The organism is Haladaptatus litoreus, from assembly GCF_900156425.1.
Lineage (GTDB): Archaea > Halobacteriota > Halobacteria > Halobacteriales > Haladaptataceae > Haladaptatus > Haladaptatus litoreus.
The window spans coordinates 480,819-504,158 of the sequence record NZ_FTNO01000002.1 but is presented as its reverse complement, the minus strand read 5'-3'; the positions used below and the strand labels follow the sequence as shown (position 1 = coordinate 504,158).

27 protein-coding genes are annotated in these 23,340 nt (G+C 58.4%); 14 read left to right on the top strand and 13 right to left on the bottom strand.

The features are described from left to right. The first annotated feature begins 74 nt into the window (after nt 1-74). Nucleotides 75-686: an IMP cyclohydrolase gene (locus tag BW974_RS13660; RefSeq protein ID WP_076430807.1), complete on the top strand. Its 612-nt coding sequence runs from the start codon at nt 75-77 to the stop codon at nt 684-686. Nucleotides 687-711: 25 nt separating this feature from the next. Continuing rightward, nucleotides 712-1,371 carry a metallophosphoesterase family protein gene (locus tag BW974_RS13655; protein WP_076430806.1) on the top strand — a complete coding sequence of 220 codons (660 nt, stop codon included), beginning with the start codon at nt 712-714 and terminating at the stop codon, nt 1,369-1,371. Between the two features lie 682 nt (nt 1,372-2,053). Here the strand turns inward: BW974_RS13655 and mdh are convergent. Both mdh and BW974_RS13645 read right to left on the bottom strand, forming a co-directional pair. Next, on the bottom strand, nt 2,054-2,968 hold the full coding sequence (mdh, locus tag BW974_RS13650) for a malate dehydrogenase (RefSeq protein ID WP_076430805.1): 915 nt from the start codon (nt 2,966-2,968) through the stop codon (nt 2,054-2,056). 155 nt (nt 2,969-3,123) lie between these two features. Beyond that, on the bottom strand, nt 3,124-3,804 hold the full coding sequence (locus BW974_RS13645; RefSeq protein WP_076430964.1) for a class I SAM-dependent methyltransferase: 681 nt from the start codon (nt 3,802-3,804) through the stop codon (nt 3,124-3,126). A gap of 131 nt (nt 3,805-3,935) precedes the next feature. On the opposite strand from BW974_RS13645, the gene BW974_RS13640 reads away from it, so the two are divergent. The 4 genes from BW974_RS13640 to BW974_RS13625 all read left to right on the top strand — a co-directional run bounded on the left by BW974_RS13640 (nt 3,936) and on the right by BW974_RS13625 (nt 7,197). Beyond that, a complete protein-coding gene (locus BW974_RS13640) occupies nt 3,936-4,376 on the top strand; it encodes a DUF2391 family protein (RefSeq protein WP_076430804.1) in 441 nt (146 codons plus the stop codon). 48 nt (nt 4,377-4,424) lie between these two features. Further along, nucleotides 4,425-5,015: a DUF7090 family protein gene (locus BW974_RS13635; protein WP_076430803.1), complete on the top strand. Its 591-nt coding sequence runs from the start codon at nt 4,425-4,427 to the stop codon at nt 5,013-5,015. A 125-nt stretch (nt 5,016-5,140) separates the two neighbouring features. Further along, nucleotides 5,141-5,998 (top strand): universal stress protein, encoded by an 858-nt coding sequence (locus tag BW974_RS13630; protein ID WP_076430802.1) that lies wholly within the window; start codon nt 5,141-5,143, stop codon nt 5,996-5,998. 50 nt (nt 5,999-6,048) lie between these two features. Then, nucleotides 6,049-7,197: an inorganic phosphate transporter gene (locus BW974_RS13625; protein WP_076430963.1), complete on the top strand. Its 1,149-nt coding sequence runs from the start codon at nt 6,049-6,051 to the stop codon at nt 7,195-7,197. 14 nt (nt 7,198-7,211) lie between these two features. On the opposite strand, the gene BW974_RS13620 is transcribed toward BW974_RS13625, so the two are convergent. Further along, nucleotides 7,212-8,255 (bottom strand): A24 family peptidase C-terminal domain-containing protein, encoded by a 1,044-nt coding sequence (locus BW974_RS13620; protein ID WP_139328876.1) that lies wholly within the window; start codon nt 8,253-8,255, stop codon nt 7,212-7,214. 102 nt (nt 8,256-8,357) lie between these two features. Here BW974_RS13620 and BW974_RS13615 point away from each other — a divergent pair, with 102 nt between their 5' ends. From BW974_RS13615 to BW974_RS13605, 3 genes are all read left to right on the top strand, one after another. Next, nucleotides 8,358-8,945 (top strand): DUF3238 domain-containing protein, encoded by a 588-nt coding sequence (locus BW974_RS13615; protein WP_076430801.1) that lies wholly within the window; start codon nt 8,358-8,360, stop codon nt 8,943-8,945. 79 nt (nt 8,946-9,024) lie between these two features. Next, complete coding sequence (locus tag BW974_RS13610) at nt 9,025-10,101, top strand: ABC transporter ATP-binding protein (protein ID WP_076430800.1); 1,077 nt, start codon at nt 9,025-9,027, stop codon at nt 10,099-10,101. Next, nucleotides 10,098-10,979 carry an ABC transporter permease gene (locus tag BW974_RS13605; protein WP_076430799.1) on the top strand — a complete coding sequence of 294 codons (882 nt, stop codon included), beginning with the start codon at nt 10,098-10,100 and terminating at the stop codon, nt 10,977-10,979. The genes BW974_RS13610 and BW974_RS13605 overlap by 4 nt, the downstream gene beginning before the upstream one ends. A 90-nt stretch (nt 10,980-11,069) precedes the next feature. On the opposite strand, the gene fer is transcribed toward BW974_RS13605, so the two are convergent. Together fer and BW974_RS13595 are read right to left on the bottom strand one after the other, a co-directional pair. Then, on the bottom strand, nt 11,070-11,459 hold the full coding sequence (fer, locus tag BW974_RS13600; RefSeq protein WP_076430798.1) for a ferredoxin Fer: 390 nt from the start codon (nt 11,457-11,459) through the stop codon (nt 11,070-11,072). 72 nt (nt 11,460-11,531) lie between these two features. Then, nucleotides 11,532-12,719 (bottom strand): inorganic phosphate transporter, encoded by a 1,188-nt coding sequence (locus tag BW974_RS13595; RefSeq protein ID WP_076430797.1) that lies wholly within the window; start codon nt 12,717-12,719, stop codon nt 11,532-11,534. A 76-nt stretch (nt 12,720-12,795) separates the two neighbouring features. On the opposite strand from BW974_RS13595, the gene hisA reads away from it, so the two are divergent. Next, nucleotides 12,796-13,518 carry a 1-(5-phosphoribosyl)-5-[(5-phosphoribosylamino)methylideneamino]imidazole-4-carboxamide isomerase gene (gene hisA, locus BW974_RS13590; RefSeq protein ID WP_076430796.1) on the top strand — a complete coding sequence of 241 codons (723 nt, stop codon included), beginning with the start codon at nt 12,796-12,798 and terminating at the stop codon, nt 13,516-13,518. Here hisA and BW974_RS25700 read toward each other — a convergent pair. Further along, on the bottom strand, nt 13,515-13,691 hold the full coding sequence (locus BW974_RS25700; RefSeq protein WP_175609699.1) for a hypothetical protein: 177 nt from the start codon (nt 13,689-13,691) through the stop codon (nt 13,515-13,517). The genes hisA and BW974_RS25700 overlap by 4 nt on opposite strands. A 102-nt stretch (nt 13,692-13,793) precedes the next feature. Here BW974_RS25700 and hisB point away from each other — a divergent pair, with 102 nt between their 5' ends. After that, nucleotides 13,794-14,381 (top strand): imidazoleglycerol-phosphate dehydratase HisB, encoded by a 588-nt coding sequence (gene hisB / locus BW974_RS13585; protein WP_076430795.1) that lies wholly within the window; start codon nt 13,794-13,796, stop codon nt 14,379-14,381. A 361-nt stretch (nt 14,382-14,742) separates the two neighbouring features. Here hisB and BW974_RS13575 read toward each other — a convergent pair whose 3' ends face one another. Beyond that, the gene (locus BW974_RS13575) at nt 14,743-15,312 is read right to left on the bottom strand and encodes a putative glycolipid-binding domain-containing protein (RefSeq protein WP_076430961.1); all 570 of its coding nucleotides are present in this window, start codon (nt 15,310-15,312) and stop codon (nt 14,743-14,745) included. Nucleotides 15,313-15,413: 101 nt separating this feature from the next. Between BW974_RS13575 and BW974_RS13570 the strand changes: the two genes are divergently transcribed. Then, the gene (locus BW974_RS13570) at nt 15,414-15,917 is read left to right on the top strand and encodes a TrpY family transcription regulator (protein ID WP_076430793.1); all 504 of its coding nucleotides are present in this window, start codon (nt 15,414-15,416) and stop codon (nt 15,915-15,917) included. An 82-nt stretch (nt 15,918-15,999) separates the two neighbouring features. Beyond that, nucleotides 16,000-16,650, top strand: coding sequence for an IMPACT family protein (locus tag BW974_RS13565; RefSeq protein WP_076430792.1), 651 nt, complete (start codon nt 16,000-16,002; stop codon nt 16,648-16,650). 21 nt (nt 16,651-16,671) lie between these two features. On the opposite strand, the gene BW974_RS13560 is transcribed toward BW974_RS13565, so the two are convergent. The 4 genes from BW974_RS13560 to BW974_RS13545 form a co-directional block, all read right to left on the bottom strand. Then, nucleotides 16,672-17,859, bottom strand: coding sequence for an inorganic phosphate transporter (locus tag BW974_RS13560; protein WP_076430791.1), 1,188 nt, complete (start codon nt 17,857-17,859; stop codon nt 16,672-16,674). 59 nt (nt 17,860-17,918) lie between these two features. Then, entirely contained in the window at nt 17,919-18,608 is a 690-nt protein-coding gene (locus BW974_RS13555; RefSeq protein WP_076430790.1) for a DUF5828 family protein, read from the bottom strand. 108 nt (nt 18,609-18,716) lie between these two features. After that, nucleotides 18,717-18,941, bottom strand: coding sequence for a DUF8007 family protein (locus tag BW974_RS13550; RefSeq protein WP_076430789.1), 225 nt, complete (start codon nt 18,939-18,941; stop codon nt 18,717-18,719). Between the two features lie 25 nt (nt 18,942-18,966). Continuing rightward, on the bottom strand, nt 18,967-19,731 hold the full coding sequence (locus tag BW974_RS13545; protein ID WP_076430788.1) for a class I SAM-dependent methyltransferase: 765 nt from the start codon (nt 19,729-19,731) through the stop codon (nt 18,967-18,969). 105 nt (nt 19,732-19,836) lie between these two features. Here BW974_RS13545 and BW974_RS13540 point away from each other — a divergent pair, with 105 nt between their 5' ends. Continuing rightward, on the top strand, nt 19,837-20,460 hold the full coding sequence (locus BW974_RS13540; RefSeq protein ID WP_076430787.1) for a DUF8052 family protein: 624 nt from the start codon (nt 19,837-19,839) through the stop codon (nt 20,458-20,460). Between the two features lie 21 nt (nt 20,461-20,481). On the opposite strand, the gene BW974_RS13535 is transcribed toward BW974_RS13540, so the two are convergent. After that, nucleotides 20,482-22,257 carry a carbon starvation CstA family protein gene (locus tag BW974_RS13535; protein ID WP_245800081.1) on the bottom strand — a complete coding sequence of 592 codons (1,776 nt, stop codon included), beginning with the start codon at nt 22,255-22,257 and terminating at the stop codon, nt 20,482-20,484. Between the two features lie 102 nt (nt 22,258-22,359). Beyond that, nucleotides 22,360-23,334, bottom strand: a complete 975-nt coding sequence (locus BW974_RS13530) for an ArsA family ATPase (RefSeq protein ID WP_076430785.1) — start codon at nt 23,332-23,334, stop codon at nt 22,360-22,362. Between the last annotated feature and the right edge of the window lie 6 nt (nt 23,335-23,340).

Here is a 23,340-nt window from a genome sequence, read left to right as displayed (position 1 = left end):
CATGTTACTCGGACTCACTCCGTAACCATGCACAAACCACTACCTATTTCCACCATCGTTGCTCATCGTCGTGTATGTACATCGGACGCTTCATCGTAATTGGCCCCGAAATCGGTGCATACCGAGTTTCCTCACGGTCGTTCCCGAATCGAAAGGCGGTTGCGCGCGACGACGCCGTGACCATCGCACCGACCGAGGACGCGCCGGAGACGGACAACCCCTACATCTCCTACAACTGCGCGCGAACCGTCGGCGACACCGCGGTCATCGGAAACGGGTCGCAAGTAGACCCAATCGCGGAAAAACTCGAACTCGGCTATCCCGCGCGGGATGCACTCGCCGAAACTCTGCTCGCACTTGACTACGAGAAGGACGACTACGACACGCCCCGAATCGCGGGCACGATTGGCGAGGAGTCGTACATCGGCATCGTTCGCCGAGATGCCCTGCTGGTCGAACGAGTGACGGAATCCACACTCGTTGCGACCTACGAGAAGGATACGCCCGAGTCCTTTGCATTCAGGGTCGAGAACGCGGAAGAGGCGGCAGATGCGGCATACGGACTCGATTTCGAGCATCCGGTTTGTGCGGTCGGCGTGACGCGAAACGACGCGAAGACGGACGATACGAAGATGGATGATACGGACAGCAATGCGTTCTCCTTTGCAATCGAGAACGGGAATTAAGTCCTCCGCGAACGTATCGCTCCGCATGAAAGTCGGCATCATTTCGGACGTTCACGCAAATCGGGTCGCACTCGATGCCGTGCTGGACGACATGCCAGCGGTCGATGCCCTGCTCTGTGCAGGCGACGTGGTCGGCTACAACCCGTGGCCCGCCGAGTGCGTCGATATTCTCCGCGACCGGGTGTCGGCCAGCGTGATGGGCAACCACGACCGCGCGGTCGTTTCGGGAACGGCGTTCAAATTCAACAGCATGGCCAGTGCGGGCGTCGAGTACGCTCGCGACGAATTAAACGACCTCCAGCGCGAGTGGTTGTCGAACCGACCAACCAGCACGACGGCCTGTGATGGTCGAGTGCGAATCGTCCACGGCCATCCGGACGACCCCGACCACTACACCTATCCGGACGAGTTTTCGCCGGAGTTGCTGGGTGAAGAGGACGTTCTCGTGATGGGTCATACCCACGTCCAACATCACGAGGTGTACGACGAAGGTATCGTCATGAATCCGGGTAGTGTCGGCCAACCGAGGGACAGAGATTCTCGCTCTGCGTACGCGATTTTGGATTTGGAGGAGATGACAGTAGACGAGCGACGTGTCGAATATGATATTGAGGCAGTACAGGAGGCCGTTCGAGAGGTTGGATTGCCTGATAAGATTGGTTCTCGATTAGCAGACGGACGATAACGAGAAGTAGTTTGGTACGGATTTGTTTGTGGTTACTTCGTTCTTGGGTCGAGAGTTAATCCTGACCCGATAGGTTGCACCGACAACTGGAAGGCTGGTTTCTTCTGGTGTTGCTAGCTGTTGCCGACAACAATCGAAGCCTGCGAAAGACTCCGTCTTTCGCGGTACCGGAAAACCGCTGGTTTTCCGTAGCCCGCAAACGTTTTGCGTTCGCTCACCCGTGAAAATCTTCGATTTTCTCCGGCCCTCGCTCCCTGCGGTCGATCGCCCTTCATTCGCCGAGGAACAGCAACCGCCAGTATCCCCATTCCTCCCCGCCAGCGCGGAATTGCGCTCGGTGCTCGCTTTGCTCGCCCTCACGCGAACGCGCTGGCGCAACCATGTGGTTGGTCGATTAAGCGATGTGGCGTGCGGGAGCGGAGCGACTCGCGCGAGGGACGACTGAACGAAGTGAGGGAGTCGGTTGGGGACGATGTGGTTCATGTGGTGCGGAGGCGGGTGCGGTATGATTGGAGTCGGAAACAGCTAGCAACGATGCTTAAAAGCGAATAATGACTCGATACTGATTTCGTTGCAGGTGCGGTATTTGTTGTCGGCAACAGCTAGCCGCTCACCTTTCACCTCTAAGAGTCAATCACGCGAAAAAGAACGAACTCAAAAACTCACGTTCTCGAAACTCGCTTTACGCGATTTTATCGTACTGCTCGGCCAACTTATCCGCGGCCTCGCCGAGCTGTTCGCGCTCGAACTCGGTCAAATCCCATTCGACGACTTCCTCGATACCGTTCTTGCCGAGTTTGACGGGAACACCGAGCGCCACGTCGTCGTGGCCGTACTCGCCGTCGAGTTTGACCGAACCGGGGAGGACTTCGCCCGTATCGCGCAGGACTGCTTCGACCATGTGGCCGACGCCCGTCGCTGGTCCCCATTGGGTCGCGCCCTTCTTCTCGATGACGTTCATCGCGCTCTCTTTGAGTTCGCCGAGGATTTCTTCTTTCTCGTCGTCGGAAAACTCGGGGTCTGCGCCGTTGACGCGAACCTTAGAGAACGCAGGAACCTGTGCGTCGCCGTGCTCGCCGAGGATGGTCGCTTCGACGTTCTGCACCGGCGCGTCGAATCGCTGGCTCAGGACGTAGCGGAATCGCGCGCTGTCGAGGCGGCCACCGAAGCCGATGACTTTCTCCCGTGCGCGGTCGCCAACCTCGTAGAGGTGGCGGTTGAGCAGGTCAACTGGGTTCGAGGTCGTGATAGTTACGAAATCGTCGTTGTGCTCCGCGAGCGAGGAACCGATGTCCTCCATGATGGGTGCGTTGTCGCCCGCGAGGTCGATACGGGTCTGGCCCGGCTGACGTGGGATACCTGCCGTGATGACGACCACGTCGGAACCGGCGGTGTCCTCGTAGGTGCCCTGTCGGACGACCGTGTTGGAGTCGTAGGCGGCCCCGTGGTTCACGTCCGCGGCCTGCCCGACCGTCTTGTCTTCCATGTCCGGAATGTCCACGAAGACGAGTTCGTCCGCGATGCCACGTAGCGCGATGTTGTAGCCTGCGGCGGCCCCGACCGTGCCTGCCGCGCCGACTACGCTAACTTTCGCCATACTATGTAGAAGACGCCCTGCGATTTGGTTAAATCCTCCGGAAGAATGGGGGTGAGAGGCGTGGGATACGGCAATATCTGCCGAGAGAACGGGATCGAAACCCAGTTTGCCGCTATCTTCCACTCGAAACGAAGGGGTTCTGGGGGAGAAACGGGTCAAGGAGAGACGCCGACAGTGAGAAGCGTCCCGAACTCGCGGTAGCGTTCGACCATGGCGGTTCGAGTCTCCCAACTGTCGGTCGGGAACGCCGACGAATCCGGAATTTCCGTCTCTCTGTCCGGAATGTTGTCCTGTTCCGCGACGTACAGGCCAGCATCGCGGAACGCTTCGCAGTACTCCTCACCGCTCCAGCGCGTCATTTCGACCGAAATCGAATCTTGCCATTCGTGTGAATGGACGTTCTCTTCGTAGTAGTTCACCGCACAGAAGAAGGTTCCACCGGGCCGGAGAATGCGCCGGATTTCCCGAAGCGTCTCGTTCGGGTTGTTCGCGTAGTAAAACGCCTCCATCGTGAAGATGTGGTCGATGCTGTCGTCCTCGAACGGGAGATGGTCGAAGTCCCCGACGAGATACGAAACGGCAGAATCGTCGGTGTATCCCTGCGCGTTGCGAGCCATTTCCGGTGACCCATCGAGTCCGTAGACACGCCCCGCGTCTTTCGTGTCGCGGAGCGCACGTCCCGCATAGCCGCTTCCGCACCCCAAATCGAGAACCGTATCGCCTGCCTCTACCGGCATTCTGGCGAGGACGTACTTCGCCGTGTGCCAGTGACGCTCTTCCATTCCTTTGTCTCTGCCGTCTTCCGCCCATTCGTCGAACTCCTCGCGCACACTCATGGCCAGTGGAACGAACGCCGGGGACAAAACGGGTTCGGAAGCGTTCGAAACGTCAGTTTCTGCTCCCTGCATCGCACGACGGAATCGGAAATCGCGAGGGCTTTACATTCTCCCGGTTCATCACTCCGGCTATGGTCGGTTCAAAAAAGCGATTCGCTCTCGCCGACACGGCCCAACAGGTCGTCGGCGGATTCCTCCTCGCCGGGCCGTTCGTCGTCACCGAGGAGGTGTGGCGATTGGCGGAAAATATGTCGATATTTCACGGCGTCGTCACCGTCTGTATCGTCTTCGCTATCGGTTACGGTGCGTTGTACAAGGCAGACCACGACCGAAACCCAGACCGTGAAGCGGACGTTGCTGGAATTCCTGCACGATTTATCTCGCTGATGATCGTTGCTTTCGGGTCGGTCGCAATCCTCGCAATCGTCTTCGCCGCACCCGAAACGTTCTATCAAGATGGCCTTCTCGATGGGGCCGCCTCCCGAGGCGTGTTGGCGAACACGCTGAAAGCTATCAGCGTCGGCGCAATCTTCAGTGTCGTCGGGGCGGCCACCGCCGACAGCGTCTTCTGACCGAGATTCCCGTATATTTTAAGTCGATGCCACTGGTTACCGGACGATATGGATTACCAACTCGCTATCGAGAACACACCGGACACCGTCCCGGGCGGCACCGGAATCCTTCTCCTGCACCCGAGCACCGGTGAAACCGACCGAATCGACACCGATTTTCTGAAAACTGACACCGACAGATTCCTCGTCATTTCGACCCGCACAACCGCTCGCGAGGTGAAACAGAAACTCGACCATTACGACGTAGACGAGAGCAAAGCCGACATTCTCGACACACTATCCATCGAACGCGGCTACTCCCGCCGGAGTACGAACGACGTTCATTACGTCTCCGCGCCCGATAATCTCGAAGGAATCCTTTCGGTGACCGAGAAGTTCCTCGCGGAATCCGACGGAAAACGACGAATCAGCTTCGACTCCATCACCGAAATGGCGTACTACGCCGACGAACAACGCGCCTACGAGACGGTTTCACAGGTTCTTTCCCTCCTCTCCGAACACGACGCAGTCGGCCTGTTCCACCTCTCGAAGGGTGTCCACGACGAGGTTCAAATCGAGCGCTTCCTCGGCTTGTTCGAGGCCGTCGTCGATTTAGACCGGGACGGAAACGTCGATAGCGACTTCCCGGAAACGGAATAGTTGCCAGCGTTCGTCCGCTCGAAATCCGTCGTCCGGACTGGCGAGTATTTTCCACCGTGTGATTTTCAGACCGAAAAGATGTATGAGAGTCAATACTTTTGCTCGTTGACCTCGTACTACTGTTGATGGGGGAATCGAGCGACTACCGGGTCGCAGTCGCGATTGCTGACCCGGCCCATGCTCCGCAGTTGACCAGAACCGCGGTTGACATTGCCCGCGAGCGAGACGGAGACGTACTCGTCCTGAGCGTTCTCGTGACGGAACGAGACTCCCCGTTCTCGTTGTTTACAGACGACGTCATTATCCGCGAGTTCGGCGGGGAACAGCAGGAAATCCTCGACCGGGTGGTCGAAACCGCGAAGGGAACGGTTCCCGTCCGCGGACAACTGCTCGTTTCGTACGACATCGTCCGCGCACTCACGGACGCCGTGGTCGAGTTCGACTGCGATACGCTCATCATCGGGTGGCACGAGCGCGAACGGCCGAGTGAAATCGTTCTGGGAAGCAACGCCGACCGAATCGTCGCCCGCACTCCCTGCGACGTTCTCGTGGAGAAAATCGGCCCGGCGGACGGCGTGGATTCGATTCTCGTTCCCGTCGCGGAAGGCCCGCACGCGAAACTCGCGGCGGACGTCGCCCGCGCAATCGCGTTGACGAACGACGCTCGCGTGCATCTCCTTCGAGTCGTACACGACGGAAACATCGAAGCTGAAGGACTGATTCCGGAGATGGCAGACCGAGTTGAACCTGCGGAGGTTTGGACGGAGGTCCGAACCGGAAACGTTACCGAAACCGTCGTGGACGAAGCGTCGGAACACGACATTACCGTTCTCGGTTCGACCAGACGCGGAATGCTTCGCCGACAACTCGTCGGAACTGTGCCACAGGCGGTCGGTCGGCGGTCGGAGACGGCCGTCATCATCGCTCGTCGGCCTGTTGGCATCCGCCCGCGACTGAACCGACTGATTCGGGAAGCACTGTGACCGTCGGAACGATAGCCGTCGTCGTGGTTGCCATTCTGGCCAGTTTCTTCATGGCATGGTCGCTCGGTGCATCGAGCAACTCGCCGCCGTTCGCTCCCGCCGTCGGCGCGAACGCGATTCCGACGATGCGCGCGGCGTTTTTCATCGGTGTGTTCGCGGCACTCGGTGCAATCGCACAGGGTGGCAGCATCTCGGAAACCGTCGGCACCGGATTAATCGACGGCGTTTCGATTTCACCGCTCGGGGCCGCCGCCGGACTGTTTACGGCCGCGTTGTTCATCGCACTCGGCGTTTCGACTGGCTATCCGATTCCGGCGGCATTCGCAACCACCGGCGCGATGGTCGGCGTCGGATTGGCGCTCGGCGGCAATCCGGCGTGGGACACCTACCAACGAATCGGTACCTTCTGGGTGTCCGTCCCGTTCGTTTCGGCGACCATCGCGTACACCACTGCTTCGCTCCTGCGAAACGATTCGATTCCCGAAACGGCGGGCGTTCCGTTTCTCGGCGGGCTTGTTGGATTCGTGCTAGCGAACGTTGACATCGCGGTTTTTCCCGGTGAAATCGGCCAGCGAACCCTCTCTCGCTTCGTGTCGGCACAGGTCGGAACGACGCCGACACTGTTTGGAACCATCGACGTAGTGATGATTCTGACGAGTTTCGTCGTCGGTGCGGTGGTTTTCGCCGTTTTGCGGCGTTCGATGGAACGCTCCGTCGAGGGTGGAATCAGGCAGTTTCTCGTCGGACTCGGTGCAGTCGTCGCGTTCTCCAGCGGCGGCAGTCAGGTCGGGTTGGCCACCGGGCCGCTCGAACCCCTTTTCACCACGTTCGCCGTCCCCAGCATAACCCTCCTCGTTCTCGGCGCTGTCGGCATCCTGCTTGGAGCATGGATGGGGTCGCCACGACTGCTGCAAGCGGTTTCTCGCGAATATTCGAAACTCGGCGTTCGACGCTCGATTGCCGCGCTGGTACCCGGATTCCTCATCGCACAGGCGGCCATCGCGTTAGGAATTCCCATCTCGTTCAACAACATCATCATCTCCAGCGTCATCGGAAGTGGCCTCGTCGTCGGGTCTGGTGGCGTCTCCGGCCGGAAAATAGCATTCACGCTCAGCGCGTGGATCGTTTCGCTCGGCGGTGCGTTACTACTCGGCTACGGCATCTACACCGTACTCACGATGCTCACTGGAATCAGATAGCGTCGAAATACGAATCAGATTGCGGCGATACCCAACGCCCCGAGCAGTCCCGACAGCAAATCCCCGTAGCTGAATGCGACGACCAACCCGACGAACATCGGGACGATGAACGGGATACCGGGCGACACCCACACTTCATCTTCCGTGACCAGCACTTCTAATCCTTCTCTCAGTTGCGTCGGCGTCGTGCCATACGCACCGTGGTCGATGTCCTCCAAAAATCGGGCCGCACCCCACGGGTCTTCGTAACCCGAGTCGTCCGATTTTCGTGACTTTTCCACGATTTTGCCGCCGTCAGTCACGGTTTCGTTGCCCACGCTTCCGGCACCGACTGCGCCATCCGTCGGTGGATTCGGTTCCGCAGGCAAGGTTGCCGGGTCGCGCAGTTCGCTCGCGCGTTTGCGGAGGGTTGCTAGCGAAACCCCTCGCCAGCGCAGATACATCCGAATCGCGTCCAAATCCGCACCACTGCGACTGGTTCCGTCCGGTGTTTCGAGCAGTCGGCCGTGAGATGTTGGAATCTCGTTCCACGGGACGACTCGCCCGACGAACATCACCGAATCGAACCGACCTGCAATCAAATTTTGCACACATAGTGCGAGGGGATACAGCACCGCGACCAGTACCGTGTTCGTCAGAATCGTCAATGAAAACACGCCGAGGACGGTTCCTTGCACCGGGAATACCGTCTCTCCAAAGTGGTAGAACGGATACGCCGGTAGCAGTGCGGCGACGACGAGAAACGCCTTCGCATCCGCACCGCCGAACGCCCGAAACCACCAGAAGGCGAGAACCAGCGGGGCGACGAATCCGAGACTCACGGCGACGTAGAAAAAGTACCATTCGCTGACGGCGACCTGTAATCCCATCCACTCACGAGAAAAAGGTGGCCCGCTCCACGCCACCCAACTCTCGACAAGGAGGAGTACGACCGCGAGCGCGGCCAGCGGGTACCACAGTACGTTAGACACCCGGCGCGTCTGTACGTCGCGCCATGCGGCCCACGCGAACACGGGCAGTACGAGCAGTCGCAGGAGGTCAGGTATCGGAATATGCACCACGCGGAACCGCTCAGGGAGGGATGTTAGGTTTTGCGGTCTATGAAAAGTGAAAAATAATATGTACGCTAATTTTATCGCAGAGCAAATCGTATTATACGTATGCGTCAGCAGGAAGCCGAACTCGTGAAAATACGCGCCGCCACGTTCATTCCGTCGGCGTGGATTCCGAATACGCGGGAAACGAAACACACCGCGGAGTTCCGCGGCGACGACCGCGAATTTACGCCACACGCGGTCAACACGGGTCGTTCCCGGGTCGAACAGGAAGCGGTCGTGGATTTCACACGGAAAACGCTCACCGAGTACGGCGACACCGGAACCTCGGTCGAACGCAGGATTCGAGAGGACGGAACCGAGGATATTCGCACTGGAAAAGCATCGAATGATGGTATTTTCTGCACCGGCCCAGTATGGCACGACGGCATTGTCGAGTTCGAGATGCACGCCAGCGCGAGCAACCCGTTGGTTCCACACCCATCTCCCGTCGATTACGTCCTCGAACTCACGGTACGGCGCGATGGCGTCGAAGTTCGCGGGCAACACGACGGCTTCCCATGTTTCGAATTTTACGTCAAAACCGATTTCGGGCCGTTCGAGACGCTGTATCGCCACGATTTCCGCGAAACTGGCGACGAATCGACTGCGTTGGCGGGGGCGATGGAGTACGAGTTCGAAGCACACGTATAGGCGACCTGCTCCTGTCCAGGGGAAAATTTCACTCGGGCGTATTTGTGGCTCGTTCCCGTACCATACGTGAGGCACAGATATGACTACACGGGATTCAGCACTGGGTGAGCAAGGACACCCATCGAATGCGGAGCAAGAGACGAGGGGGGAGAAAGCGACGAGAGGGCCGCCAGCAATCGAAACAGACGGGTTAGAACTGACGTATTCCGATGGCACGCAAGCTGTAAAGAACGTTTCACTGACGGTACCGAGAGGGGAGTTTTTTGGCTTTCTCGGGCCGAACGGGGCCGGAAAAACGACGGCCATCAAGGTTCTAGCGACCTTGCTCCGACCCACGGCGGGGGAGGTACGAGTGAACGGGTTCGACGTACAAACTGAAGCGCGAAAGGTTCGCGAATCAATCGGCTACATGGCCCAAGAGACAAGCGTTGACCTCGAACTGACAGCCCGGGAAAACATCCAGTTCGCGTGTGAAGCATACGGTGTCCCTCGAAACGAGCGGTCACGCCGAATCGACGAGCTCCTCGACCTCGCGGATTTGGCAGACGTAGCCGACAAGCGAGCCGAGGATTTTTCGGGCGGAATGAAAAAACGCCTCGACACCGCAACTGCCCTCGTGCATCGGCCTCCGCTCGTCTTCTTGGACGAACCGACGACCGGCCTCGATCCGAAGGCGCGGTTGCGGCTGTGGGACTATTTCAGGCGCATAAACGACGAGGGAACCACGATATTTCTCACGACGCAGTATTTAGAGGAAGCAGACCAACTCTGTGATCGAATCGGCGTCATCCTCGACGGCGAAATCGTCGCCATGGGGTCGCCCGAAGCACTGAAACGGCGCGTCGGCGGCGAAATACTCGATCTCGAATTGGACGACGACGGCACCCGGGAACGTGCCATCGAAGTTGCCCGCAAATCGGGACTCTTCGGCTCGGATGCGACCATCGAGCGCACCGACGACGGAATCAGCGTGACGGCGCAGTCGGCACGGGCGAACGGCACCGACCTCCTCGTCGCACTCCGTGATGCCGGATTGACCGTCACAGGTTTCAACGTTCGCGCGCCGACGCTGGACGACGTATTCCTCGCGATTACGGGCGAACACGTCGAGGAGGCGGAACCGATGGCGGATTCGATGCAGGGAGGCGACCGATGAGTTCTCCAATGGGAGAGTCGCCGTCCACGACCGACGGCGTTCGTCGGTCGAGTAACTCCTTTTTCGGCGACGTGTGGGTAAACTTCAAACGCTGGAATCTCAAGGCGGTCAGAAACCCGTTCGTTCTCGTCGTCTCGCTCGTCCAACCGATAATCTTCCTCGTGCTGTTCACGCAGGTGTTCGGACAGGTCGCAACAGGCGCGGTCAACCGCGGCGGGTCGAGCATCTCCTACGAGACGTACCTCGTCCCGGCCATCTGTATTCAGGTCGCACTCGCCGCGGCGGCGACTTCCGGGGTCGGATTGGTCAACGACATCGAGAACGGAATGTTCGAAAAGGTGCTGGTAACGCCGATGAACCGAACCGCCGTCTTCGTCGGGAAGACAGCAGCAGAGGTACTCCGCATTGCATTGCAAATTGCCATCATCATCGGCCTCGGCGTCCTTTTGGGTGCAGAAGTCGCAACCGGATTTGTCGGCGCAATAGGTATCGTCCTCGTCGGGGTTCTCTTTTCGCTCTGGTTTACGTCGCTGTCGAACACGCTCGCCGTATTGACGAAAGACCAAGAGTCGACCATCATCGGCGCGAATCTGCTCCAGTTTCCCTTGCTGTTCGTCTCGACTGCATTCCTGCCGCTGAATGTACTTCCCGACTGGATTCAGACGGTCGCAAAATACAACCCCGTCACCTACGGCGTGGACGCCGCGAGGGCGATTATGCTCGACGCGGACGTGATGGAAGTCGTGCAGATTACTCAGTTCGACGGTTTGTGGAATGCGGTCATTCCGGGTGTCGTCGTCCTCGTCGCGCTAGATTTGGTGTTAGGTTCGATTGCCGTCTACATGCTCCGGCGGGCATCGAGTTCGAACGTGCAGTAGGCTCTACCTAACACACTCCGTGCAGCTCACTCTATTCGGCTGGCACATTACTCGCGGATAAAAGGAAAACCCCCTAAAACCCGATGGGGTTTATATAACGCGGTTCTGCAGGTAGTCGAGGTGCTTTGCGTTGTAGACGATTTTGACCTCGTCCGTCGCCGCACTGCCGATGCAGGTCAGGCGAACGTTTTTGTCGTCAACTTCCTCGTCGCTGAGGATTTGTTGCATGTCCATGTCGATTTCGCCTTGTTTGACGATGGCAGCACAGTTCGCACAGGCACCTGCGCGGCACGAGAAGGGCCAGTCGTAGCCCTGCGCCTCTGCGGCTTCGAGGATGTACTCGCCTTCGTTGACATCGAGCGTGCCGTAATCCTCGGCGTCGAGGCCAGCGTCTGCGGCGGTGTCGAACAGGTCATCATCGTCCAAGTCCCAGCCTTGGTCGTCCAGCACTTCGTAGTTAAGGTATTCTACGGTGGGCATCACCCGGGGATTCGTCGGGGGGATGGTTAGTAGTTGTTGTTTCGATTCCCCCCGTTATGAATCAGGAACGACTCACATGGAGAGTGGAACGAACGAGAACAAGAGATAGGACGCGATTGCGGAAATCGACGGGGTGAGAATCCACAGTCCAACGACGCGGGCCGTCGTTGATGGGTCGAACAGGTCACTGGCATCGAGGGTATCCGGGTCTTCTTCACCGATTTTTGCCACCTCTTTCTGTTTGGCGGTCAGCGCGTTGACCGACATGCCGGGGCCTTTTTCTTCGCCCTCATCCCGCCCGCGAACTGCGACGGCGGCGGCGTCGGAAATTCGAACGGTTCGAGTTGCCCGACCCCAACCCAGTCCGACGATGCACATGGTCGCGCTCACCGCGAGACTGGCTGGAATCCCGATGAGTGAAAGACCTGTGATGAGACTCGCGCTGACGACTTCCACGATGAGCGCCGCGAGAAGGGGTAAATCGGTCAGGTCGTTGCCGACCGTGTCGAGTGTTCGACGTGCGATAGTGAACGCACCCAAGCCGATTGCTCCTGCCGCGAGCAGAACACCCTCGCTCTCCCCAATAGCGCCGCTCCCGACGAGCGGCGCGACGGCGTTGGCGACGTTCGACGCGCCAGCGGAGAACGCCATGTAACAGCCGATTCCGACGACGAGAACGGTCACGAACAGTTCCTTTCTCGTCGCATTTGCCGAGACGGCCGGATACGGTATCGACCCGACGCGGTTGAATTCGAACAGCGGCCCTTCGGATTGTTCGAGTCTGAACCACACGTCCAGATACGGGTAGAGATAGCGTCCGATGACGGCACAGAGCCAGAACGCAAGAACGGGAGCGATGAGCCACCACGAGACGATTTCGAACATCACGTCCTCGTTGAGTGTCCCAGTCGCGACTCCCAATCCGGCAATCGCGCCGACCGCGGTCATCGAGGTGGACGCGGGGACGCCGAACAGATTGGAAATGAGGAGGGCCATCCCGACGAAAAAGAGGACGCCGACGCTCATCCCGAGGGTAAACTGCATACTGACGATTTCCCCACCCATCGTTTCGATGACGTTTCGACCGACCGTCCACCCACCGAGGAGGGCGAACCCGGACATCAGCCCGGCAGCACCGAGTTTTGTGACAGTTTGGCTCCCGACCGCGGGGCCGAACGCAACGCCAGTCGAGGAGCCACCGATGTTAAATCCGACAAATACCGCGACGGCAAGACCGACGACCAGCAAGAGTTCGACCATACTCGTACATTCTCCCCTAGCTCTTAAACGGTACCGACTCGTTGGGTTTAGACCACTCCCCGCCTAATGATTGGGTATGTTCCCTACGTTCGCTGTCGTTCCCGCGGTCGATATGCAAAACGGTGAAGTCGTCCAACTTGTGCAGGGCGAGAAAGGCACGGAGACAACGTATGGCGACCCGGTCGAGGCCGCAGAAGAGTGGATAGAACAGGGAGCAGAAACGCTCCACCTCGTCGATTTGGACGGCGCATTCGACGGCGAGCGAAAAAACGCCGATGCTGTCGATGCAATTCTGAACGCCGTCGATGTCGATGTCCAACTCGGCGGTGGCATCCGCACTGCAGACGATGCATTCGACCTCCTTTCTCGCGGCGTAGACCGCGTCATACTCGGCACCGCCGCAATCGAGAATCCGGACATCGTCGCCAAAATCAGTGAGAAATATCCGGGTTCTGTGATGGTGAGTCTCGATGCTAAGGACGGCGAAGTTCTCGTCTCCGGATGGACGGAATCGACCGGCCTCGACCCGGCTGAGGCTGCACAAAAATACGAGGAACTCGGGGCTGGCGCGATTCTGTTCACCGATGTGGACGTAGAAGGCCAGATGGACGGCGTTCAAACCGACCCTGTCCGGAGAGTCGCCGAGGCCGTGGACATTCCCGTCGTGGCGAGCGGCGGCGTCACCACGGTCGAAGACGTGGTGACGCTCCGCGAGACGGGTGCCGCCGCAGTCGTCGTCGGGAGTGCGCTCTATCAGGGGGCGTTCACGCTGGCGGACGCACGGGACGCACTGGACTAACGGGTTTTGCTCGCTATCCGTTGCAGTATGTCGGTTTGTTTCCCGAGTCGTGGCTCGATCAGTAGAAAGCCACCGGCGGTGGCCATCGGCGCACCGAGCACGAGCCCGGGCACTGTTCCACTCAAGAGAATACCGATGGTGATCATCAGCCCACTCAAAACGTCACGTTTCATGATCTACCTGTTGTTTCGCACTCCACATAAATATATTTACGTCAGACGATTCCGTTCGAATCGAACGAAAACCACCTTGTAGCCACGGACGAATAGGTGACCATGAGCGACCGAACCGCCGCCGTTACCCGAGAAACGGCGGAGACGACCATCGAAGTGACACTCAACGTGGACGGCGACGGCGACGCCACTATCGAAACCGGAATCGGCTTTTTCGACCACATGCTCAACAGTTTCGCCCGTCACGGCCTGTTCGACCTGACTGTGCGAGCAGACGGCGACCTGCACATCGACGACCATCACACGGTTGAGGATGTGGCAATCACCCTCGGCGAAGCATTTGACGAGGCACTCGGCGACCGCCGGGCAATCCACCGCTTCGCCGACCGAAAAGTCCCGCTGGACGAGGCAGTCGCCGACATCGTGGTTGACGTAAGCGGCAGGCCGCTATTCGGGTTCGACGGCGAATTTTCGCAGGAGCAGGTTGGTGACTTGACCAGCCACATGGCTAAACACTTCCTTCGCTCGTTTGCGATGAACGCCGGACTAACGCTTCACGCTGGTGTTGTGGGCGAAAACGCGCACCACGAAATCGAGGCGCTGTTCAAGGCAACTGCGCGAGCGATGGACGATGCGACACAGATTGACGAACGGCGGGGTGATGTAGCGAGTACGAAAGAGAGTTTGTAGTGCTGTTTGTCGATTCAGCGTTACTTGACCATTGATCCAGTATTGCTGTCGTTTTCGAAGTTCCTATTCCTCATTTTCTTCCTGTCCTGAGTTGCTTGCCTTCTCTTTTCCTTTCTTATACTGCTTCGGAGCCTCGTTAAGTGCAGAAATCCACCGAAGTAGCGGACTTCCCCACACCAATACACCGAGTAAAGGGAGTAATAGCATGAGAAGAAAAATGACGAACTGTTCCGACTGGTTTGGAACTGGCCCAAACAGGAGCATGATTGTATATTTGATACTTTAACTGACATATTGATTGGCTACATTTAGCAGTAGCACGGATTCGATACTAGATTAAAAAATATATAGAATCTGATACCTACAACTCTACACGCCGAAACACGCCCGGATAATCCTCCACAACTCCATCAGAATCTACCGGCAACTCAGCAGTAAATCCGCTCTCCAGACTCTCGTACTGGAACATACCACTATCAGAACCCACTGGTTCCAAACAGGTGTACTGTTGCTCGACTGCTTTCGCAGTCATCGCTGACACGTCGAGATAGACGACCGAAATCGTCTCGCTCTCGCCGGATTTCCAATCCAGTCGCCGAATCGGAATCGTGTTCGTGAACGGCGTGACTGCAATGTCCACGTCACGACAGTCCGCGAGTTCCGGCACAGGTTTTCCGTTTTTGATCCAGTTGCCCTCACCGTCGTGTTCGAGTTCGATTCCTGAATCCTTGTCAAGACCACCGATTTCGACTCCACGAACCGTTCCGGAGTCGTCACACTGCACGCGATAGCGAACCCGAAACGGTTCGTTCGTTTCCTCGTCTTCCGCGACCCCGATGACGACCCCGTCCGCGCGAACGGGGTCGAACTCCACAGTGAGATGTTCGGTGCTGACGCCATCGACCAACTCCCAGACGATATGTCGTTTCATGGGAACTCCGACGAAGCACGACCTGATGAAGCCCATTGTCCGAACTCCGCTCCCCGAACCCCACAGGACTAAATCGTCGGGCGCGCCTACCATCGACAAGGATGTTCGACAGAATCATGCAGAAGTTCGAGGGGAGTCCGAGTCAACAGCAGGTCATCCGACTACTCCTCGAACGCGGCTTTTCGGTGAGTGACGAGGGGCGCGTCGTCTCTGGCGGTATCGAGATTCCGAACACGCAAATCGCCCGCGAAATCGGGGTTGACCGCAGAGTCGTGGATTCGACCACGGACGCGATTCTGGCGGACGAGGAACTCCGGCGCATCTTTCAAAACATCTCCTCGATTCCGAGTTTGATGGATTTGGCTCCCGTGCTGGATTTGTCGGTGCTGACCATCGAAGTCATGGACGCCGACGAACCGGGAATCGTCGCCACGGTTACGTCCCTGTTGGCGGACAACGACATCTCGATTCGCCAGACGATAAGCGAAGACCCGGAGTTCACGGACGACCCGCGACTGTACCTCGTCACCGACGAAGACCTGCCGGGTGACGTGCTGAACGACCTGAAAAACCTCGACTTCGTCCGGCAGATTCAGCTGAGCTAATCGCGGATTTCGTGTTTCGACCCGCTATTTTATCTGCTCGAAATCCGGGCCTTTTCGGTGTTCGACCCCGAACTTTGCGCAAATGGGTGGCACAACGTACCGAACCGTGGCGGGACACGGAGAAGCCGTCTTCGAGGTTCGGGGGTCCGAGTTCATCGGCTACATCGCGCCAGTCGAGAGCGTCGAAACAGCCGAATCGTTCGTGGAGCGAATCGAGGAACGCCATCCCGATGCAACCCACAACGTGCCCGCGTATCGAGTTCGGGCCGGGAATGCCGAGAAAGCCGACAGCGGCTTTCTCCGTGAATATTCCAGCGACGACGGCGAACCCTCCGGAAGCGCCGGAAAACCGATGTTGAACGTCCTCCAGCAACGCGAGATAGAGAACGTGGCCGCCGTCGTCACGCGCTACTACGGCGGCACCAACCTCGGCGTCGGTGGTTTGGTTCGGGCGTACTCCCGCGCTGTCAAGGAAGCAGTTGACGACGCCGAAATCGTTGAGGAACGGCCACACGAACGACTCGAAATCGCGGTCACCTACGACGATTCAGGAACCGTTCGCGGAATTATCGAGAGCGAAGGGGTAGAGTTCGAGGCGGAGTACGGCGAAAACGTGCAGTTTTCGGTTCGCGTACCAATCCAAGAGACGGACGCCCTCTGTGACCGTCTTCGAAGTGCAACCAGTGGTCGGGCCGAAATCGGCGCCGATACCGATTCGAATGCGGACGACTAATTCGAAACACTGCCAGAATTCTCAGAACACTGCCTGAACCGCGAGGAACACGCCGTAAGAGACGCCCAACGCGAGTGCGAGCGAGAGAATCCACGCAAGCACCGTGTATATCATTTTCTTCGCGCTGACGCCGCCGTCCGAGGCGGCATACCCGCTTCCGATGATGGTGCTGACGATAATTTCGTTGAACGAGACGGGGATGCCGAAGAAGACGGCGGCCTGTGCGATGGCGAACGCCGGAATCAGTGCGGAAATCGACCGACGCGGCCCGAGCGCCGAGTAATCTTGTGCAAGCGCTTTTATCATCCGTGGAGCACCAGTCCACGACCCGATGAGGAGGCCGAGTCCACCGCCGACGAGTACCGGAACCAACGGAATCGAGTATGGTTCTAATAGGGGAAGTAGCGGCCCGATTGCGAGTCCAACCTGACTCCCTCCCGCCGAAAACGCGACCAATCCGCCGAGAACGAGAAGGAATCGGCGCTGACCGCGAGTCATGTCGATGACGAGTTCTCGTCTGAGTGCGCCCCCGACCAATCCGGCGAGGGCGAGCGACACGAGGACGATTCCCGAATCGAATCCACCTATCGTGGGAAGCGAAACTGCCCCGGCAACGGCTTCCGCAATCGACGCGCTCACCCCGGCAGGGCCGAGAAAAACGAACCCGATGTTAGCGACGATGAGTCCGACGACGCCGCCGAGAATCGGAATCGCGACCTTTTCGGGAACGTCCTCGTGTCGAAGCGTTCGGGCGGTTGCGTAGGCGACTCCACCGCCGACGAAGGGGGTGAGCACCCATAGCGAGACGATTTGCTGGTATTTAGCCCACGCTGGGACACCGCCGAGGGCCAATCCGACCCCGACGATTGCCCCAGTAACCGTGAACGCTGTCGCTATGGGATAGCCGGTAAAGACGCCGATTGCGACCAGTATCGCAGCGGTGAGCAGTCCCGTAGTCGCGGCGAGTGGCGACAGTTGGACACCGAGAATCAACTCCCGTCCGACCGCCTCGGAGACGTTCGCACCCTGTAGTGCCGCACCGAGAAAGCCGAGAATACCGACGAGAAACCCGGCACGCATCACGGAAAGGGCGTTCGCTCCGACAGCAGGGGCGAACGGCGTCGAACCACTCGACCCGGCACCGATGGCCCACGCCATAAACAGGCTCGCAAACCCGGCAATAATCAACGTCAGCAACCCGCCATCCATGTCTGGCCAGTTTACCCCCGCAGGTCAATAGTGTACCGACTCAAAAATGTATGATTTTTTTATGTTGTGTCGGCTCGCGGGCCGTCGCCTTGTTTTGGGGCTTCGACGCCTTCCGCGGCCTCGACGGTTTCCGTCTTCTTTTCGACATCGACGTGCCAGCGGTCGATTTCGTCCTCGTAGGTTGTGAGCAGGTTCGAAACCCTGTCCTTGAGTTCGTCGTCGTTGACGTTCACCTCGAAGATGAACCCCTCCTCGCCGTTTTCCATCCGACTCGTCTGCTGGATGTTCGCGCTGACGAGGTCGTTGTCGAAGTAGTAGGGCGCGAGTTGCGTCATCACTCGCTGGTACACCGTGTCCTCGACTTTTCGAATCGCCTTCCTGCTCGCCGAGTCCGCGGCGCGGGCGACGTAGTTCACCGAGTCCTGCCACCTGTCCATCGCGCCTTCGGTGTCGTCGTCCTCTAGTTTCTCGTACGATTCGGTCAGTTTTTCTCCTGCTGTCCGGAGGTCATCGTCCGGCGATTCACCCGCCTGTTCACCCCTTCCTTCAGCGACGTGCGCTTGCTCGGCAGTCTTCTCGGAAACGTCTTCGCCGAGTCGTTCGTGTGATTTCGGCCGCCACTCGTCCCACTCTTCGAATGCTGCGCCAGAGACGTCTGCGTCACGAAGGGCCTGCGTGATTCGCTCGCCGTGCTCGACGATGTCTCCCCAGCTACCGCGGAGTTTGAAGCCAGAGATACTCTCTTCCATTCGGTCGATGGGTAGTATGTCACGCAGGGTTTTATCTCTTGCCGCCATTCCGCCATGAATGACCGTTTCGCAGTCCAAAATGAGGATTTGACGAATCTAGTCGATGGATTATCTGTCTCGAACGGTTCCGTATGTGAGTCGCTCCGCGAACGAGTTCAGCCCGTTTTTCACCCTGCCGAGAAATTCCGTATGCCTGCTGACCGCTCGCATCTCCGACTCGGAAACTTCGATTCGCTCGTCGCCGTAGATGTCGCGCTCGTTTCCGTCCGAGGCGGCGTCCACGACGGACGACAGGCCACATCTGCCACACGTTTCCGTTCGTTTTCCACCCATAACTCCTGATACGGATTCCGGCGTGTTATGTGTTATCCCTGTTCTGTTCCCCTTCGTTTTCGTCTCTCTTTCGCGCTGGTTTTCGCAGAACCGACCTGTAGTAAACGCCGTCTGTGTGCACTTCTGCGACGTACCACCGCGTCCCGACCGTCACGTCCTGTAGTCTCTCCGGCGAAAAAATCACAAAATGAAGATTTCGTCCGACCTCGCGCTCCCCGTCGCGGACGTACTCGACATGGAAGGTTCGGTGTGCCACACCGCGTCGCGGGTCGGATCGATAGCCAAAAAATCTCTCAGGGTCGAACTCCGTGGGTTCGTAGTTATCTACGATTGCGACGCCGTCCTCGTCCGTGATTCGAGCGAGGTCGGAGAGAAAGTCGCGCGCGCCAGCGAGCGACTGCGCCAGTCCGATTTGGGTTCCGTTGACGAGCGCCGACTGGAATCTGTCCCGCGAAAATTCCAACTCGAACATATCCATCACGCGGGCGTCTTCGACGCCGCGTTCTGCGGCGGCCTTGACCGCGCCCGGACTCACGTCGATTGCGACGACTTCGCCCGATTTTTGCAGAAATTCGGCGTACTGGCCGGAACCACAACCGATGTCCACGATGGGATAGTCGAGCGAGTTGAGACGACTTTTCCACTCGTCGCTCCACTCCTCGCTCGGCGTGAAATAATTCTCGTGGATATGACCGTCTTGGCTGTCCGCACCGTCTCGGTACTGGCAGTCGCCGCGCAATTCCCCTCGCTGGTAGTCGAGTATGGCTTTGCCGAGTGGGTCTGCACTCATCACAGTGTGTCACACACCATCATTTGTAATAAAACTGTAATGAGGCTCGGTACCGACGCACGTCCCAACAGTGGATATTTACCGCTCCCGACCAACCGATTGAGCATGGATGGCGGTATCGAGTCACACGACTCGGCCCGGCGGGACGATTCCGAGACGCGAGAGGAACCCGACGTGCCCGATTGGGACGACGAATACGTGGACAGGGTGAGCGACCGACTGTTCGTCAACTACGATTTGAAAAAATCTCATTCGGTTCACGGCCAGCAGTTCACGCTCTACGGCCAACTGCTGATGGAGAATCGGAAACATTTCTTCCACGAGTCGCTCAACTACGCCAATCACGCCTCGGTCGAACATCTGTTCGTCCGCCGAACCGATTCGGTTCGAGTTTCCGACCTCGAAGCGCTCGGCGAGTTCGGCCACGAACTCGCCGACGAGTGGATAGAGGCCGACGAGGAACACTTCGGCACCGACTTCACCTTCGTCGTAATCGTCCCCGAAATTCCGGACGACGTTCGGGAGTTCGTCTCGGGATTCCGCGACCGGACGCTGCTCAAATACGGCTACTATGGTCGCTACGAAATCAATCTCGTCGTCGTCGCTCCCGACCGAGAAGACATCGTCGCCAGCACGAACGCCGACGTGAGTCAGGCGTTCGTGCTATGGCAACGAATCGAACCACAAAAATCCGGACTGCTGTCGCGCGTCGTGCGACGATTCAAGTAAAATTCAAACGCTACTTCTCTTTCAGTCGTCGGACTCACCCCCGTCCGTAACCGGCGTTCCGGGACGCTCTTGTCGGACTGCGGAGATATTCTTGTACCCCTTCCAGACGAGCGAGAGCGCGAGTCCGATGAGGACGAACGCGATGGCCGTCTGCAATCCTGCGGAAATCATGCCGCTGAGCGTCGCACCGCCGTCGCCCCAGTTACCTTGCACGAACTTCTGAAGCAGGTTCTGGACGAGTGCAAGGTAGAGCAGGCCACAGATGGTTACGAACGTCATCAGCACCATTGGGACGCCGGTGCTGATGAGTTGTTTGTTCTTGCTCCAGTTTGCCAACCAGACCGTCGCCGTCAGAAGCGCGAGCGCGGCGAGCAGTTGGTTCGCGCCGCCGAACAACGGCCAGAGGTCTTCCCACGTTCCGGTTGCGACGAGTCCGAACGCGATGACACACTGGAATCCGGCGTTGACGTACCGGTTCGACGCGGTACTCTGGATGGTCGTCTCCGGCGTCCCGACGATCTCCTCGAACATGTACCGACCAAGACGGAGCGCCGTGTCGGTGGACGTGAGCAGGAAACTGACCATGACGAGCGCCATGAACGGTTCGCCGAAGCCCTGCGGGATGCCGAAACTGGTGAGCATAATGCCGCCACCTTGCGCGAAGTTCGGCAGTGCTTGGCCGACACCGCCGCCTTCCGAGGTGAACCCGACCAGTGCTACGGTCGAGAGCGCGAGAACCGCGAGCAGTCCTTCGCCGAGCATGCCACCGTAGCCGATGATTCGGGCGTCGGATTCGCGGTTGAGTTGCTTCGCCGTCGTTCCCGACGACACCAGCGAGTGGAACCCGCTGATGGTACCACACGCGATGGTGATGAACAGCACCGGAAACAGCGGTTGCCCGGTTACACCCATGAATCCGCTGTAGGCGTCCAAGTTGACGGTCAGCGGTTGGCTCGGCGTAATCGCGCCGATACCCATCGCGCTTCCCACCGTGCCGACGATGACCGCCAACAGCGCGCCGCCGACCCCCGCGTACAGGAGGAACGACGACAGGTAGTCACGTGGTTGCAGGAGCGTCCAAACCGGGAGAACGCTCGCGGTGAACGCGTACACGAGGATGATCGGAATCCACGTCGTCGCGGCGAGTTGAATGGGGTACAGCATCCCGACATACACGCTGGCGAACACGCCGGCGACGAACACGACAGTCCCCGGGATGAATGGTAAGTCGAGTTGATACAGGTACACCCCGAAAATCATCGCGAGGGCGATGTACAGGATGCTCGCCGTCGCGGCGCTCGGGTACGCCTCGAAGACGACGCCGACGACGAACGCGAACACGCCGACGACGAGAATGATGGTCAGGAACGCGAACCACAACAGCATGTTCTTGCCGCCCTCACCGACGTATTCCCCGATGATATAGCCGATTGACTTCCCTTCGTGTCGGAGACTGCTCGACAGAGAAATGAAGTCGTGAACCGCGCCCATCAGCGGATTGCCGATGGCAATCCACAGCAGGGCAGGCACCCATCCCCAGATGACGCCTGCCGTAATCGGGCCGACGATGGGTGCGCCGCCCGCGATGCTCGAATAGTGATGTCCTAACAGTACTGGTTTCTTCGCCGGAACGTACTCCTGCCCGTCTTCGTACTTATGTGCTGGTGTATCACGACTGTCGTCCAGATCGACGAACCGCGCGAGATAGCGCGAATAGCCGACGTATCCGACAGTAAAAAGCACGAGAACAGCGAGTACTAGCCATATGATTGCGGTCGCCATGGTATTATGCCTCATGGCTCAAAATATGACGAACGGTAATAAGTGTTATTTTAGTTCTTCGCAGTATGATGCGTTTGACTTGCCACTTTCTGTGACAATGCCCCTTTCGTTCGACAGCTATCCGGCAGATTTTGGTGTCGCTTCCACCGTCACATCTAAATCCTTTGCCACGTCTGCGAGCAACGAACCTTTCACTTCTTCGACACGGGATTCGATGACCGCGACGACAGGTTCCTCGAAGGAGTCCCGAATATGCTCGATTCGCTCGCGTTCGGTTCGACAGCGGTCACGAAGGTATTTCGCACCTCTTCCGGATTCGTCCTCGTCGGGTTCCGGCGTGACCTTGTTGATAACGAGTCCGGAGACGGCGAGGTCGTATTCGGTCAGTTCTTCCACAGCACGGCCCGTTTCACGAATCGAGAGTTCGTCAGGATTGAGGACGAGGAAGTACGCAGACTCGGTGCGAAGCACCTCGCCAGCGAACTCGAACATCTCTTTTCGTTCCTGCAGCCGGGCGATAATCGGGTCGCCTTCCGCCATTCGTCGCGGTTCTCGGCCACCGATTGCCGCTTTCTCGTACAGGTCGATGCTTCGTTTCCGTTTGTGAAGCAGGCGTTCTATCCACCCTTCGAGGAATTCGGGAAGCGACAGCAGTCGAAGCGTTCCTCCTGTCGGTGATGTGTCAAATACAACGCGGTCATACTCCTCGGAATTTTGCATCACATCGACAAATCGGTCGAACAGCGCGGATTCGTGCGCGCCGGGAGTCTGATGCGACATCTCGATTTGCCGGTCGATTGCGTTGACCATCCCCGGACTCACTTGGTCGCCCATCGCCCGCTTTATCTCTATCAGGTGGTTTTCGACTTCTTGCTCGGGGTCGATTTCCATCGCCCAGAGGTTGTCGTGGCCATCGACCGGCGCGGGTTCGTCGCCGAACTGTTGGTCGAACACGTCGGAGGTGCTGTGTGCTGGGTCGGTCGAAACGACGAGCGTTTTCAGCCCTGCGTTCGCGCTTTTGAGGCCATACGCGCTGGAAACCGTCGTCTTGCCGACGCCACCCTTCCCGCCGAAGAAAACGAACTTCTTCATGGTAGA

Bases quoted from the DNA above. Each gene is read 5' to 3' on its own strand.
- BW974_RS13660 (WP_076430807.1), top strand. From the start codon at position 75: ATGTACATCGGACGCTTCATCGTAATTGGCCCCGAAATCGGTGCATAC.
- BW974_RS13655 (WP_076430806.1), top strand. From the start codon at position 712: ATGAAAGTCGGCATCATTTCGGACGTTCACGCAAATCGGGTCGCACTC.
- mdh (WP_076430805.1), bottom strand. From the start codon at position 2,968: ATGGCGAAAGTTAGCGTAGTCGGCGCGGCAGGCACGGTCGGGGCCGCC.
- BW974_RS13645 (WP_076430964.1), bottom strand. From the start codon at position 3,804: ATGAGTGTGCGCGAGGAGTTCGACGAATGGGCGGAAGACGGCAGAGAC.
- BW974_RS13640 (WP_076430804.1), top strand. From the start codon at position 3,936: ATGGTCGGTTCAAAAAAGCGATTCGCTCTCGCCGACACGGCCCAACAG.
- BW974_RS13635 (WP_076430803.1), top strand. From the start codon at position 4,425: ATGGATTACCAACTCGCTATCGAGAACACACCGGACACCGTCCCGGGC.
- BW974_RS13630 (WP_076430802.1), top strand. From the start codon at position 5,141: ATGGGGGAATCGAGCGACTACCGGGTCGCAGTCGCGATTGCTGACCCG.
- BW974_RS13625 (WP_076430963.1), top strand. From the start codon at position 6,049: ATGGCATGGTCGCTCGGTGCATCGAGCAACTCGCCGCCGTTCGCTCCC.
- BW974_RS13615 (WP_076430801.1), top strand. From the start codon at position 8,358: ATGCGTCAGCAGGAAGCCGAACTCGTGAAAATACGCGCCGCCACGTTC.
- BW974_RS13610 (WP_076430800.1), top strand. From the start codon at position 9,025: ATGACTACACGGGATTCAGCACTGGGTGAGCAAGGACACCCATCGAAT.
- BW974_RS13605 (WP_076430799.1), top strand. From the start codon at position 10,098: ATGAGTTCTCCAATGGGAGAGTCGCCGTCCACGACCGACGGCGTTCGT.
- fer (WP_076430798.1), bottom strand. From the start codon at position 11,459: ATGCCCACCGTAGAATACCTTAACTACGAAGTGCTGGACGACCAAGGC.
- BW974_RS13595 (WP_076430797.1), bottom strand. From the start codon at position 12,719: ATGGTCGAACTCTTGCTGGTCGTCGGTCTTGCCGTCGCGGTATTTGTC.
- hisA (WP_076430796.1), top strand. From the start codon at position 12,796: ATGTTCCCTACGTTCGCTGTCGTTCCCGCGGTCGATATGCAAAACGGT.
- BW974_RS25700 (WP_175609699.1), bottom strand. From the start codon at position 13,691: ATGAAACGTGACGTTTTGAGTGGGCTGATGATCACCATCGGTATTCTC.
- hisB (WP_076430795.1), top strand. From the start codon at position 13,794: ATGAGCGACCGAACCGCCGCCGTTACCCGAGAAACGGCGGAGACGACC.
- BW974_RS13575 (WP_076430961.1), bottom strand. From the start codon at position 15,312: ATGAAACGACATATCGTCTGGGAGTTGGTCGATGGCGTCAGCACCGAA.
- BW974_RS13570 (WP_076430793.1), top strand. From the start codon at position 15,414: ATGTTCGACAGAATCATGCAGAAGTTCGAGGGGAGTCCGAGTCAACAG.
- BW974_RS13565 (WP_076430792.1), top strand. From the start codon at position 16,000: ATGGGTGGCACAACGTACCGAACCGTGGCGGGACACGGAGAAGCCGTC.
- BW974_RS13560 (WP_076430791.1), bottom strand. From the start codon at position 17,859: ATGGATGGCGGGTTGCTGACGTTGATTATTGCCGGGTTTGCGAGCCTG.
- BW974_RS13555 (WP_076430790.1), bottom strand. From the start codon at position 18,608: ATGGAAGAGAGTATCTCTGGCTTCAAACTCCGCGGTAGCTGGGGAGAC.
- BW974_RS13550 (WP_076430789.1), bottom strand. From the start codon at position 18,941: ATGGGTGGAAAACGAACGGAAACGTGTGGCAGATGTGGCCTGTCGTCC.
- BW974_RS13545 (WP_076430788.1), bottom strand. From the start codon at position 19,731: ATGAGTGCAGACCCACTCGGCAAAGCCATACTCGACTACCAGCGAGGG.
- BW974_RS13540 (WP_076430787.1), top strand. From the start codon at position 19,837: ATGGATGGCGGTATCGAGTCACACGACTCGGCCCGGCGGGACGATTCC.
- BW974_RS13535 (WP_245800081.1), bottom strand. From the start codon at position 22,257: ATGAGGCATAATACCATGGCGACCGCAATCATATGGCTAGTACTCGCT.
- BW974_RS13530 (WP_076430785.1), bottom strand. From the start codon at position 23,334: ATGAAGAAGTTCGTTTTCTTCGGCGGGAAGGGTGGCGTCGGCAAGACG.